The organism is Pantoea cypripedii (assembly GCF_011395035.1).
Lineage (GTDB): Bacteria > Pseudomonadota > Gammaproteobacteria > Enterobacterales > Enterobacteriaceae > Pantoea > Pantoea cypripedii_A.
This window is the reverse complement of sequence record NZ_CP024768.1, coordinates 2,571,510-2,585,459: the sequence shown is the minus strand read 5'-3', so window position 1 is coordinate 2,585,459 and position 13,950 is coordinate 2,571,510. Positions and strand designations below refer to the sequence as shown.

Annotated in this window: 11 protein-coding genes; all 11 read left to right on the top strand. The window is 57.3% G+C overall.

Annotated features, from left to right (window positions below):
- Nucleotides 1–313 precede the first annotated feature (313 nt).
- Nucleotides 314–1,429 carry a branched-chain amino acid ABC transporter substrate-binding protein gene (locus tag CUN67_RS12010; protein ID WP_208715522.1) on the top strand — a complete coding sequence of 372 codons (1,116 nt, stop codon included), beginning with the start codon at nt 314–316 and terminating at the stop codon, nt 1,427–1,429.
- A gap of 82 nt (nt 1,430–1,511) precedes the next feature.
- Nucleotides 1,512–2,426, top strand: coding sequence for an ABC transporter permease subunit (locus CUN67_RS12005; RefSeq protein ID WP_208715520.1), 915 nt, complete (start codon nt 1,512–1,514; stop codon nt 2,424–2,426).
- Between the two features lie 10 nt (nt 2,427–2,436).
- On the top strand, nt 2,437–3,720 hold the full coding sequence (livM, locus tag CUN67_RS12000; RefSeq protein WP_208715518.1) for a high-affinity branched-chain amino acid ABC transporter permease LivM: 1,284 nt from the start codon (nt 2,437–2,439) through the stop codon (nt 3,718–3,720).
- Nucleotides 3,713–4,588 (top strand): ABC transporter ATP-binding protein, encoded by an 876-nt coding sequence (locus tag CUN67_RS11995; protein ID WP_208715516.1) that lies wholly within the window; start codon nt 3,713–3,715, stop codon nt 4,586–4,588. The genes livM and CUN67_RS11995 overlap by 8 nt, the downstream gene beginning before the upstream one ends.
- Complete coding sequence (locus CUN67_RS11990) at nt 4,581–5,330, top strand: ABC transporter ATP-binding protein (protein WP_208715513.1); 750 nt, start codon at nt 4,581–4,583, stop codon at nt 5,328–5,330. Before CUN67_RS11995 ends, CUN67_RS11990 begins: the two co-directional genes overlap by 8 nt.
- A 114-nt stretch (nt 5,331–5,444) precedes the next feature.
- Complete coding sequence (locus CUN67_RS11985; protein ID WP_208715511.1) at nt 5,445–6,860, top strand: EmmdR/YeeO family multidrug/toxin efflux MATE transporter; 1,416 nt, start codon at nt 5,445–5,447, stop codon at nt 6,858–6,860.
- A gap of 304 nt (nt 6,861–7,164) precedes the next feature.
- Nucleotides 7,165–8,796, top strand: coding sequence for an ABC transporter ATP-binding protein (locus CUN67_RS11980; protein ID WP_208715509.1), 1,632 nt, complete (start codon nt 7,165–7,167; stop codon nt 8,794–8,796).
- Nucleotides 8,797–8,984: 188 nt separating this feature from the next.
- Nucleotides 8,985–10,316, top strand: coding sequence for an NAD(P)/FAD-dependent oxidoreductase (locus CUN67_RS11975; protein ID WP_208715507.1), 1,332 nt, complete (start codon nt 8,985–8,987; stop codon nt 10,314–10,316).
- A 51-nt stretch (nt 10,317–10,367) separates the two neighbouring features.
- On the top strand, nt 10,368–12,050 hold the full coding sequence (locus CUN67_RS11970) for a peptide ABC transporter substrate-binding protein (RefSeq protein WP_208715505.1): 1,683 nt from the start codon (nt 10,368–10,370) through the stop codon (nt 12,048–12,050).
- Between the two features lie 54 nt (nt 12,051–12,104).
- Complete coding sequence (locus CUN67_RS11965; RefSeq protein ID WP_208715503.1) at nt 12,105–13,055, top strand: ABC transporter permease; 951 nt, start codon at nt 12,105–12,107, stop codon at nt 13,053–13,055.
- Nucleotides 13,056–13,064: 9 nt separating this feature from the next.
- Complete coding sequence (locus tag CUN67_RS11960) at nt 13,065–13,949, top strand: ABC transporter permease (RefSeq protein ID WP_084875689.1); 885 nt, start codon at nt 13,065–13,067, stop codon at nt 13,947–13,949.
- Nucleotide 13,950 lies beyond the last annotated feature (1 nt).

The window sequence follows — 13,950 nt, the reverse complement described above, 5'->3', positions numbered from 1 at the left end:
CCGATTTGGCTATAGCATAGCGGGTAAACCCCTCAGCACCATGAAGAATCTGTGATCAACCGCATTCTGCACCAACAGAGTGCTGGTGCGTCTTCAAACGCTGGCTATGGTTAAGATCAGCAGACGCGTTCCCTCCTGCTTTGGCGCGATGCCGGTGCAAAAACTTGTCACCAATGCTTACCTTTGGCGAGATTTTTGCTTGATTGTTAACCGTGGCCCTGCTGGTCACAGACTGCACATCGTTAAGTTTCAGAAATTGATTTCTCCCAGGCCGTGGTATGGCTCCGTTCCTGACCCGTTGAGGATTGAAAGCATGTCTTTGAAATTCATAAAATTACCATTGAAGGTTGTGATTGCAGGTTGCCTGAGCGCGGCGTTTTATGCCCAGGCGGACATTAAGATTGGGGTGGCCGGTCCGTTCTCAGGCCCCAACGCCACTTATGGCGCACAATACTGGAAAGGTGCCTCTCAGGCCGCCGATGACATCAATGCTGCCGGAGGGGTGAATGGTGAAAAAATTGTGCTGGTGCAGGGGGATGACGCCTGCGAACCGAAACAGGCCGTGGCCGTCGCCAACCGCCTGGTAGACCAGGACAAGGTACAGGCAGTGGTGGGGCACTTCTGTTCCTCTTCCACCATGCCCGCTTCCGAAGTGTATGACGATGCTGGCGTGCTGGCGATTACCCCCGGCTCAACTAACCCGCAGATCACCGAGCGCGGCATGAAAACCATGTTCCGTATGTGTGGCCGCGACGATCAGCAGGGGGCCATTGCCGCCGATTACATCATCGATAAGCTGAAAGCCAAACGCGTGGCGGTGATCCACGACAAAGACACCTACGGCCAGGGGCTGGCCGATGCCACCAAGGCTGCGCTGGAAAAGCGCGGAGTCAACGAGGTGTTGTATGAAGGTCTGTCGCGTGGCGAGAAAGATTTTAACGCGCTGGTGACCAAAATCGCTTCAGTCAAACCGGACGTGGTGTACTTCGGTGGCTGCCACCCGGAAGCCGGTCCGCTGGTACGTCAAATGCGTGAACAGGGCGTAACGGCTGCCTTCTTCTCCGGTGACTGCATCGTGACTGAAGATATGGTGACCGCAGCGGGTGGCCCGCAATACACCAAAGGCGTGTATATGACATTTGGTCAGGATCCGCGTCAGATTCCTGACGGCAAAGCGGTGATCGCCAAATTCCGCGCCGGTGGTTTTGAGCCGGAAGGCTACACCCTGTATGCCTACGCTTCCGTGCAGGCGCTGGCTGCTGCCTATAAAGCCGCAGGTAAAGATAACGCCAAAGCCAGTGAGTGGCTGAAGGCCAATAGCGTTGATACCGTGATGGGCAAAAAAGCCTGGGATGGTAAAGGCGATCTGAAAGTCTCGGATTACGTGGTTTATCAGTGGGACGATAAAGGCAAATATCACCAGCTGTAAGCTGACACGCGGCCCCGCGTGTTGCGGGGCCATTCGCGATTGGGCGCGAGGTTTGCGCTCCCTTTAAGCACGGGACTTGCATATGGAAGCCTTCTTTCTCCAGCAGCTGGTGAACGGCCTGACACTGGGCGCGGTTTACGGGCTGATTGCCATTGGCTACACCATGGTTTACGGCATCATCGGCATGATCAACTTCGCCCATGGCGAGGTCTATATGGTCTCTGCCTATCTGTGTGCCATCGGGCTGGGGCTGCTCAGCTTTTTTGGCATTCACTCCTTCCCACTGCTGATTTTCGGCACCCTGATCTTCACCATTGTGGTGACGGCGGTCTACGGCTGGACTATCGAGCGCATCGCCTATCGTCCGTTACGTAACTCCACCCGTCTGGCACCGCTGATTTCTGCCATTGGTATGTCACTGATTTTGCAAAACTACGTGCAGATCAGTCAGGGTCCGAATCAGCAGGGTATCCCCACCCTGATGTCCGGCGTGCTGCGCATGGAAGTTGGCGATGGTGTGGTGCAAATCACCTGGACCAAAGTGTTTATCCTGATTGCCGCGTTCTGTGGTATGGCGCTGCTCACCTGGATTATTCAGTACACGCGGCTGGGGCGGATTTGCCGCGCCGTGCAGCAGGATCGGCGCATGGCCGCCATTCTCGGTATCAACACCGACCGGGTGATTTCGCTGGTGTTTATGATTGGCGCGGCGATGGCGGGTCTGGCGGGCGTGCTGGTCACCCTGAACTACGGCACCTTTGATTTCTATATTGGTTTCGTTATCGGCATCAAAGCGTTTACCGCGGCGGTACTGGGCGGCATTGGTTCGCTGCCGGGGGCGATGCTCGGCGGCCTGTTGCTTGGCGTGGCCGAAGCGCAGTTCGCCGGGTTGGTGAACTCTGATTACAAAGATGTGTTCTCTTTTGCCCTGCTGGTGGTGATTTTAATCTTCCGGCCACAGGGGCTGTTGGGACGACCGCTGGTTGCCAAAGTGTGAGGACGCCAAAATGAGTGCAATGACGCAACGAATCGATGTGCGCCAGTCGCTGCTGGATTGTCTGATGGCCGGGCTGGTGGCGCTGGTGGTGTTTGGCCCCATTGTGGGTGTGGTGCTGGATGGCTACAGTTTTCATCTTTCGCCGCAGCGCGTTGCTGTGCTGGTGGCGGTGGTGATGGTGGGCCGTCTGCTGTTTAGCTTGTTTCAGCAATCCGCTGCCGGGCAGCGCTTCGCGCGTAAATTTGAAGGCAATGATGATGGTGTCTACGTGCGTGAACCGGGTCAGCGCTCGCGCCTGCGCTGGATCCTGCCGGTGCTACTGGTGGTGGCGCTGGCGTTTCCGTTCCTCTCCAGTAAATACCTGCTGACGGTGGCGATTCTCGGGCTGATTTACGTCTTGCTGGGTCTTGGGCTGAATATTGTGGTTGGCCTCGCGGGGCTGCTTGACCTCGGTTATGTGGCGTTTTATGCCATCGGTGCCTACGGGCTGGCCCTCGGTTATGAGTATCTCGGCCTTGGGTTCTGGAGCATGTTGCCGCTCGCGGCGCTGATGGCCGCTTTTGCCGGGGCGCTATTGGGTTTTCCGGTGCTGCGTATGCACGGCGATTATCTGGCGATTGTGACGCTCGGTTTTGGCGAAATCATCCGTCTGGTGCTGAACAACTGGCTGACCTTCACCGGTGGTCCCAACGGGGTATCGGTGCCGTCTCCCACCTTTCTCGGACTGGAGTTTGGCCGCCGCGCGCGTGAGGGCGGGGTGCCGTATAACGAGTTTTTCCACCTCGACTACAACCCGAACATGAAGTTTATCTTTATCTACGTGGTGCTGGTTCTGGTGGTGCTGCTGGTGTTGTTTATCAAACATCGCCTGACGCGCATGCCGATTGGTCGTGCCTGGGAAGCGCTGCGGGAAGATGAGATCGCCTGCCGGGCGATGGGATTGAATCACGTACTGGTGAAGCTGTCGGCGTTTATGCTCGGCGCGTCAACCGCCGGTATCGCCGGGGTGTTTTTCGCCAGTTATCAGGGTTTCGTCAATCCAACCTCGTTTACCTTTTTCGAATCGGCACTGATCCTCGCCATCGTGGTGCTGGGCGGGATGGGTTCTACGCTGGGGGTGGTACTGGCGGCGTTTGTGCTGACGGTTGCCCCGGAGCTGTTGCGCAGCTTCGCCGAGTACCGGGTGCTGTTGTTTGGCGTGCTGATGGTGCTGATGATGATCTGGCGACCACGCGGGCTGGTACGAACCGCGCGTGTCGGTGTGCCGCTGCGTAAAGGAGTGCGCCATGAGTGATGCGATTTTGCAGGTGGATAACCTGATGATGCGCTTCGGCGGCATTAAGGCGCTTAACGACGTTAGCCTGGCTGTCGAACGCGGCTCGGTCACGGCGCTGATTGGCCCCAACGGCGCGGGCAAAACCACGGTATTTAACTGTTTAACCGGTTTTTACCGGGCGACGGGGGGGCGCATCACCCTGAATGCCAGTCAGCGATCCACCGACGTGATTCAGGTGCTGGGGCAGAAAATTCACCCTGGCGACTGGCTGCACCCGGCGCGGCTCGGTTCACGCGTCTGGTACAAAATGTTTGGCGGGGCGCATCTGGTGAACCGTGCTGGTCTGGCGCGCACCTTCCAGAACATCCGCCTGTTTCGTGAGATGTCGGTGATTGAGAACCTGCTGGTGGCGCAGCATATGCAGGTGAACCGCCAGCTGCTGGCGGGCATTCTGAATACCCGCGGCTATCGCGAGGCGGAAAATCGCGCGCTGGATCGGGCGTTTTACTGGCTGGAGAACGTGGATCTGGTCGGCAGCGCCAACCGGCTGGCGGGGACCTTGTCTTACGGCCAGCAGCGGCGGCTGGAGATTGCCCGTGCCATGTGCACGCGGCCGGAGCTGATCTGCCTCGATGAACCGGCTGCTGGGCTTAACCCGGTGGAAACCGAGGCGTTAAGCCAGATTCTGCACCGTCTGCGTGCTGACCATCGCATTAGCGTGTTGTTAATCGAACACGATATGCCGATGGTGATGCGCATCTCTGACCATATCGTGGTGCTGGATCACGGCGATGTGATTGCCCAGGGCACCCCGCAGCAAATCCGTCATGACCCGAAAGTGATTGCCGCCTATCTCGGCGCGGAAGAGGAGAGTGATCATGGCTGAACCGATGCTGAGTTTTGACCAGGTAGATGTGTTTTACGGTCCGGTACAGGCCCTGAAACAGGTTTCCCTGACGGTGAACGAAGGGGAAACCGTGGCGCTGATTGGGGCCAACGGTGCAGGCAAATCCACGCTGCTGATGTCGATATTCAGCCAGCCGCGTATCGCCGCCGGGGAGATTCGCTTTCGCGGCGAAGCCATCAGCCACAAATCGACCCACGCGATTGCCGCCAGTGGCATTGCCCAGGCTCCGGAGGGACGGCGTATTTTCCCCGATATGACGGTGGAGGAGAATTTGCTGATGGGCACCATCTCCATTGGCGATCGTTTCGTGCGCGAAGATAAGGATCGTATGTATCAGTTATTTCCGCGCCTGCTGGAACGACGTAAGCAACGTGCCATGACGTTGTCCGGCGGTGAGCAGCAGATGCTGGCGATAGCGCGAGCGTTGATGAGCCGGCCAAAGCTGCTGCTATTGGATGAACCGAGCCTCGGTCTTGCGCCACTGGTGGTGAAACAGATCTTCAGCATCCTGCGTGAACTGACGCAGCAGGGCATGACGTTGTTCCTGGTGGAGCAGAACGCACGCCATGCCTTGCAACTGGCCGACCGGGGTTATGTCATGGTTAACGGTGAAATCCTGCTGCGCGGCAGCGGAGAGGAATTGCTGCATAACGACGAAGTACGCAGTGCTTATCTGGGAGGCGCGGTCGATCCTGCGGCCCTGGGAACAAAAAGTTTGTAATAATGATTAAATGTTGACGGGAAACACTTTGCATAATTGTTAGCGCCCTATCATCATTATTCTTCTTGTCCAAAGTGATTTGGTATTCCCTTGCAAAATCCTGGCGTAGCAGTGATGCGGGCGATCAGAAAAACGGCGTGGTATCCAAAACGCCGTTCTTATCGCACGCTGTTGTGGCGTGAAATTACGCCTCTGGCCGTGCCCATCTTTATCGAAAACCTCTGCGTGATGCTGATGGGCGTCCTCAGTACCTTCCTGGTCAGCTGGCTGGGTAAAGAAGCGATGGCGGGTGTAGGCCTGGCCGACAGCTTCAATATGGTGATCATCTCATTCTTTGCAGCCATCGATCTTGGCACCACGGTGGTGGTGGCGTTCAGCCTTGCCAAACGTAATGGCAAGCGGGCGCGCGCGGCGACCCGACAGTCGCTGGGATTGATGACGGTGCTGGCGTTTCTGCTGGTGATCGCCATCGAGATTTGGGGCCATTTGATTATCGATGTGATTGCTGGCAGTGCCGAACCCCAGGTGAAAGAGCTGGCGCTCAGTTACCTGCAAACCTCGGCCTGGAGTTATCCGGCAGCGGCGATTGCGCTGATCGGCAGCGGTGCCCTGCGCGGGGCGGGCAACACCAAAATCCCGATGCTGATCAATGGCGGGATGAACATCCTTAATATCATCATCAGTACTGTGCTGATCTATGGCTGTTTTGGCTGGCATGGATTGGGTTTTATCGGTGCCGGTCTCGGGCTGACCATTTCACGCTATATCGGCGCCATAGCGGCGATTTACGTGCTGTATCTTGGCATCAACCCGGCGCTAAAGATCTCCATCCAGAGTTACTTCCGGCGCTGGAATTACGGCATCCTGATGGAAGTGCTGAGCATTGGTGTGCCAGCCAGTATCGAATCGGTGTTGTTTAACGGCGGCAAGCTGCTGACGCAGATCTTTGTCGCCGGGATGGGCACCAACGAAATCGCCGGTAACTTTATCGCTTTCTCGATTGCCACCCTGATTAACCTGCCGGGTAACGCCTTAGGTTCGGCTTCGACCATTATCACCGGTAAGCGCCTGGGGCGTAATCAGGTGATGCAGGCCGAACGCCAGATTAAGCATGTGTTCTGGCTGGCGATGATTGGCCTGTGCAGCCTGGCGGCGATCACCGTACCGATTGCCGGATTGCTGGCGAAGTTCTATACCCGCGATCCTGAAGTGATCGCGGTGACCAAACACCTGATCTGGCTGAACGCCGCCTTTATGCCGATCTGGACCGCCTCCTGGGTGCTGCCTGCCGGGTTGAAAGGCGCACGCGATGCCCGATACACCATGTATGTGTCGATGTTCAGCATGTGGGGCGCGCGCGTCGTGGCCGGTTACCTGCTCGGCATTGTGCTGGGTATGGGGGTCGTGGGTGTGTGGCTCGGCATGTTCCTCGACTGGACAGTGCGCGGCATTTGTTTCTGGTGGCGTCTGACCAGCGGTACCTGGCTGAATAATTATCGGCGCATGCTGGCGAAAAATGCGGGGGGATAGCCCCCGTGTCCCGTAGCGGCGCGATTTCGTGCGCGGAGCTGGAAAAAACCGCGCGATAAATCGCACCGCTACAACCTGGTGCGGTATTGCGCTATGGTTTAAATCCCCGCACTTACCGTAGCGGCGCGATTTATCGCGCGTTGTTGGAAATTCAGGGAAAATAAGTAAAAACTATTATTTGTCGTCAACCTTTCTATGCCATTTTCCCTTCTTAATTAAAAAATCATCTGCTGGTCAATTCCGTTATTTAACCGCTGGCTTCGATACCGAAAAATTCTTTTTCAGTGCAACCAGGAGTGTCAATATGGAAAACCCTGACAACATCGCCCCGTTATTTTCTGTACGCCAGCTTTCTGTAGCATTGCCTCCCGGCATGGACCGCCGCTATGCGGTGGAAAACCTCAGTTTTGATCTCTGGCCCGGGGAAATTCTTTGCATCATTGGTGAATCCGGTTCGGGTAAATCCGTTACTGCCCATGCGGCGATGGGGCTGCTACCGAAGGCGCTGCGCGTGCAGGGCGGCGAGATTCTGCTGCGTGGTAGCGACCTGTTGCAGCAAAGCGTCGACCAGCTGCGCCAGTTGCAGGGTAAGACCCTCGCCATCATCTTTCAGGACCCGTTGTCGGCGCTGAATCCGCTGATGACCATCGGTGAGCAAATTGCCGAAGTGATGCTGGCGCACAACGTCGGTACCCCGGCGTCACGTCAGCAAAAAGTCCTGGCGCTGCTGGAAGAAGTCGGGTTGCCGGAACCGGAAAAAATCCAGCATCAGCATCCGTTTCGCCTGTCCGGCGGCCAGCGTCAGCGCGTGATGATTGCCATGGCACTGGCGCTCGATCCCGATATTCTGATCGCTGATGAGCCTACCACCGCGCTGGATGTCACTACCCAGGCGCAAATCCTGCGACTTATCCGCGGCCTGCAACAGCGCAAGGCGATGAGCGTGATGTTTATTACCCACGATTTTGGGGTGGTGGAGGAGATTGCTGACCGGGTCATCGTGATGGAAAAAGGCTGCATGGTGGAATCCGGCCCGGCGCAGCAGGTGTTGCATGCCCCGCAGCATCCTTATTCACAGAAGCTGATTGCCGCCGTGCCGCGGATGCATGCAGGTGATAAGGAGGTGCGCAATACGCCGACGGTATTGCAGGTCAATAACCTGGTGAAAACTTACCGTAGCGACGGCGGCTGGTTGAGCCGCAGCCGCGAGGTGAAGGCGCTGAACAAAGTCAGTTTCAGCCTGAACAAGGGCGAAACGCTGGGGATTGTTGGCGAGTCGGGTTCTGGTAAATCCTCGCTGGGCCGGGTATTGCTGAAGTTGCTGGCGGCAGATAGTGGGGAAATCCTGTTTGACGGGCGCGATATCCTGCCGATGAAAGAAGCGGATTTCCGCCCGCTGCGGCGTTATATCCAGATGATTTTCCAGGACCCCTTTGCCTCACTTAACCCGCGCCATACCATCGGCACCATTCTCTCTGCCGGGCCGCTGGCGCTGGGCGGTATGACGCCGCAGGAAGTGGAACGCAAAGCCAAACAATTGCTGCAACGGGTGGGCCTTGACGCCAGCGCCTGGCAGCGTTTCCCGCATGAGTTTTCCGGTGGTCAGCGTCAGCGTATCGGCATTGCGCGCGCATTAATGTTCGACCCGGTGCTGCTGGTGGCAGATGAATCGGTATCGGCGCTGGATGTGTCAATTCAGGCGCAGGTGCTGGAATTGCTGCGCAGCATTCAGCAGCAAACCCAGGTGGCGATGATTTTTATCACCCACGATCTGCGCGTCGCCAGCCAGATTTGTGACCGCATCGCGGTGCTGTTTAAAGGGGAAATTGTCGAGCAGGGCACGCCGCAGGCGGTGTTCCGTCAGCCGCAGCATCGTTATACACAACAACTGGTTAGCGCCATTCCCGGCCATGCGGAAGAACGGGTGGCGTCTTAAGTGAAATTGGAAAAAGCTATGACAAAAGTCGTTGTCATTTTATTAAAAAAGGTCTTATAGCTGTAACGCATTAATAAAATCTGAAGGTGGCTGCGGGTGAAAAGTTAATTTCACCTGCACGGCGAACTGTTGTCGAAATATCTCTGATGGCAGACTGAAATAATGACGATAAAACAGCGGGAATTATTATGCCTGGTCCGTTTGTTGTGCCGGTACATGGCGATGTGAAGTTGCCGGAAAAAGTCGATGTTGTGGTGATTGGCGGTGGCATTATTGGCTGCTCCACCGCGCTGGAAATTGCCGAACAGGGCATCAGCGTGGCGTTGTGCGAAAAAGGGGGCATTGGTCAAGAGCAATCCAGCCGTAACTGGGGCTGGGTAAGGCTGGCGCGGCGCGATCCGCGAGAAGTCCCGCTGATGGCCGAAGCCCTGCGCATCTGGCAGCAGCTGGATCAGCGGGTGCAGGCGGATACCGGCTATCAGCGTGCCGGTATCACCTTTAACTGCGCCACCGATCAGGAATTCAGCGAGCTGCAAAGCTGGTCGCGGCATATGGCAGGTACCGGCTTTCGTGCTGAGATGCTGGATCGCGCCGGGGTGGAGAAACTGTTTCCCGGCCACAAAATTCAGGGCGTGGGCGCGCTCTATACCCCGGATGATGGGCGTGCTGAACCGCAGAAAGCGGCTCCGGCGATTGCCGAAGCGGCGCGCCGCCACGGTGCCCATATTCTGACCGAATGCGCGGTGCGCGGCATCGAAACCAGCGGCGGGCGGATCTCTGGCGTGATGACGGAACGCGGGGCGATTGCCTGTCAGAGCGTGGTACTGGCCGGAGGGGCCTGGTCGGGGCTGATGGCACAGCGCTTTGGTCTGCGCCTGCCACAGCTGAAGGTGCTGAACAGCGTGGTTCGCACAGAGTCGCTGGCGGGCGGGCCGGAAGCGGCTTTCTGGGCGCGCGATTTTGCCATTCGTAAACGGCAGGATGGCGGCTATACCATCGCCTCCGGCCATGAAAGCGAAGTGGATTTTGTGCCCGACACCTTTCGTTTTGCCCGTCATTTCCTGCCGGCACTGCGCCACGAATGGAGATCATTACGCCTGCGTCTCACCGGACGATTTTATGATGAGTGGCGCATGCCGCGTCACTGGCACCTGGATGAACCCAGCCCGTTTGAATACTGTCGCGTGCTGGATCTGCCGCCGTCGAAAAAACTCACCAACAAGGTGCTGGAACAGCTGAAACAGCAACTGCCAGCGCTCGCCGGGTTGAAAGTCGCACAGCGCTGGGCAGGCTGCATTGATGTGTTGCCGGATGCCATTCCGGTCATTTCCCATATCGAGCGTTATCCCGGCCTGGTCATGGCCACCGGTTTTTCCGGCCACGGCTTCGGTATCGGACCCGGCGCCGGACGCCTCACCGCGGATTTGGTGCTCAACCGTACCCCAGTTGTGGACCCCAAAGCCTTCCGTTTTTCCCGTTTCACTGATGGTTCGAAGATCGAAATTATGACCGGCTACTAACTCTTATTGCCGCAACGCGGCGTTGTGTTTCTGTTCACCTGAGGAATAACAATGAGCGATAAGTTTGCAGATTCCCTGCCAAAAATTTCCCGTCGGCAGGCCCTGGTTTATCTGGCCTCCGGCACCGCAGCCATGGCATTACCGGGGTTGTTTGGCAGCAATGTGGCACGAGCAGCGATGACGGGAGCGGCAGGCAGTGGTGGACAGATGGTGGTGGGGTTCTCTCAGGAGCCGACGGTGTTTAACCCGCTGATGCCCCATATCGAGGTGGATGATGGTTTGCATTTCAGCCTGTTCGATCCCCTGTTTGGCATCGATGATAAGGGTAATTTCACGCCAGCACTGGCGACAGAAGTGCCGACCCAGGCGAACGGGGGGATTTCCGCCGATGGTCTCAATTTCCACCTCAAATTGCGTGACGGGGTGAAGTGGCACGATGGCCAGCCATTCACCGCCGAAGATGTGAAATTCACTCTGGAACTGCTGGTGGACCCCAATTTCCGCAGCTGGAGCCGCTCCGGTCATGAGCTGGTGCGGGATATCACTGTCGTCTCACCGACCGAAATTAAATGGCGGATGGAAAAACCCTACGCGCCTTACACTTCGATTCTCGCCGCCACTTTTATTGTGCCGAAACATGGCTTTGCTAACGTGCAGGACAAAAACACCGCGCCGTTCAACAGCGCGCCGGTGGGCACCGGACCGTTCAAATGGCAGCAGCGTGTGCCGGGCGACCATATCGAACTGATGGCGAACAAAGATTACTTTGGCGACGGCCCGAAACTCGACCGGCTGATTTATAAATACATCCCGGATCTCAACGTGATGTACACCCAGTTTGTCTCGGGCGATATCGACATCGCCGGGCTGCAATGGATCTCGGCTGACCATTACGACGAGGCGAAAAAACTGCCGGGTAAAGTGGTGGATGTGTCCCAGAGCGCCACCATCGAGAACTTTGCTTTCAACCTTGCGCGTCCACAGTTCCAGGATCCCGCCGTGCGTGAAGCGCTGTATTACGCCATTGATAAACAAACCATTATCGATGCGTTGTATTACGGCCTGCCGAAGCCGACCGAAACCTATATGCCGCGCCAGTCGTCGTATTTTAATGCTGATTTACCGGCCCATGAATTCAGCCTCGATAAAGCCAAAGCCCTGCTGGATAAGGCGGGCTGGAAGCCTGGCTCGGGCGGGATACGCGAGAAGAATGGCGTCAGGCTGTCGTTCACCAACTCCACCACCGCGGGTAACCATCTGCGTGAGCAAATGCAGCAGTTTATGCAGCAAAGTTTCCAGGAAATTGGCGTCGAGATGAAGATTTCCAACCTGCCACCGGCGGTGATGTGGGGTGATTACTGGATGTTGTCGAAATTTGATAGTGCCATTGTCGGCCTGAATTACCTCACCGGTTCCGACCCGGATACCGCGACCTATATGCGTTCCGATGCTATTCCGGCGCAGGGCGGGGCCGGGCAGAACGTGTTCCAGTACAAAAATCCCGAGGTGGACAAGCTGCTGGCGCAGGGCAGTGCCGGGTTCGCACCTGAACAGCGTAAGGCGGCTTACCTGCAAATCCAGTCGCTGGTGCGAAAAGATTTGCCGTTCCTGACGTTGTTCAGTTTCGCCAACGTGCGCAGTCACAAGCAGGGCGCGGAAAATATCATTCCCAACATCAACGTGCGTATCGATAGCTGGAACGTCAACACCTGGTACTGGAACAAAAAAGCCTGAGTCCATTCACAGAGCGCGTGACGTGCAATCCGCGTCACGCCGGGGAGAAGAGCCATGGGCGCATTTCTGCTGCGACGTGTCGGTCAAAGCCTCATTTTACTGTTGCTGGTGTCGATTATCGGCTTTGCCGCACTCAACCTGGCACCCGGTGGGCCACTGTCACAATACGCCTTAACGCCGGGGATGACCCAGGAGGCGATGCAGCGCATCGCCACTCAAATGGGGCTGAACCGGCCTTTGCCAGTGCAATATTTTGACTGGCTCAGCCATTTGCTGCGCGGTGACTGGGGGCGATCTTACCGTGATGGTCAACCGGTACTTAGCATCATCTTTTCACATCTGCCCGCTACCTTGTTGCTGATGTGCACCTCAATGGTGTTTTCCATCGCTATTGGCGTATGGATCGGCATCCAGAGCGCCATCAAACGTGACAGCCTGTTTGATCGTATGGCGACCATGGGCGCGATGGTGGCGCTGTCGATTCCAACCTTCTGGTTCGGCCTGGTGGCGATTTACTTCTTTGCACTGAAGCTGCAATGGCTGCCCGCCGGAAATATGTACACCGTGGGGGACGGTTCCCTGCTGGATGTGCTGCGCCATCTGATACTGCCGGTGCTGGTGCTGACCTTTGTCGATGTGGCGATCTGGAGCCGCTATATGCGCACCGCCACGCTGGAGGTGATCAATCAGGACTTCATCAAAACCGCGCGTGCCAAAGGTGTCGCACCGCGTCGTGTGCTGCTGAAGCATGTGGTGGGCAATGCGCTGCTGCCGATGATCACCCTCGCGGGCATGCAACTGCCAACGATTCTCGGTGGGGCACTGGTGGCGGAGACGGTATTCACCTGGCCTGGTATGGGGCGTCTGTTCCTGGATAGCCTGGGCTACAGCGATTACCCGGTGGTGATGGGGTTGCTGATGTGTTCGGCCATTCTGGTGCTGATTGGCAATCTGCTGGCGGATGTGATCACCGCGCTGGTCGATCCGCGTATTCGTCCCGCTTAAGGAGGCAAGATGGCATCTTCCGTGATTACGCCACCGGTCGCCACGTCACGCTGGCGAGGCAACCGCACGCTGCAACGCTTTCTGCGTCACCGGCTGGCCTGCGCCAGTCTGCTGCTGATTATCCTGATGGCACTGGCCTGTGCCTTCGGCCCGGCCCTGCTGCCGTTTGACGATTTACATATCGACCTGCGCGCGCGTTTTGCGCCGCCGCTGACCGGCTGGCACTGGCTGGGCACCGATCCGCTCGGGCGTGATTTACTGGCGCGTTTGTTGATGGCGGGGCGCATTTCGCTGCTGGTGGGCTTCTTTGCCATGCTGCTCAGTATCATGCTGGGGACGCTGGTGGGGATTGTGGCTGGCTATTACGGTGGGCGTGTCGGCGCGCTGCTGATGCGCGTTGTCGATGCGTTTCTCGCCTTTCCCAGCGTGTTTTTGCTGCTGGCGCTGGCGGCATTTATCAAGCCAGACCCGGCAATGATCACCGTGATTATCGCGGTAACCAGCTGGATGGAGGTGGCGCGCATCGTGGAGGCGGAGGTACGTTCGCTGCGTGAGCGTGAATATATTCTGGCGGCGCGCATGCTGGGCCTGTCCGGGCGCTGGATCATGTTCCGTGAGCTGCTGCCCAACGTGGTCGGGCCGATTATTGTCGCCGCGACGCTGACGGTGGCGCGTGCCATCCTGCTGGAAGCCTATATCAGCTTTCTCGGCTATGGCATTCAGCCGCCACTGCCGAGCTGGGGCAATATGCTGAACGGTGCACAGCAGTATCTGATTCGTGCGCCCTGGCTGGCGCTGGTGCCGGGCATCGCCATTACCCTGGCGGTCACCTGCTTTAACTTTATTGGCGATGGGCTGCGCGATGCGCTGGATGCACGCAGCGAGAAAGAGTGAG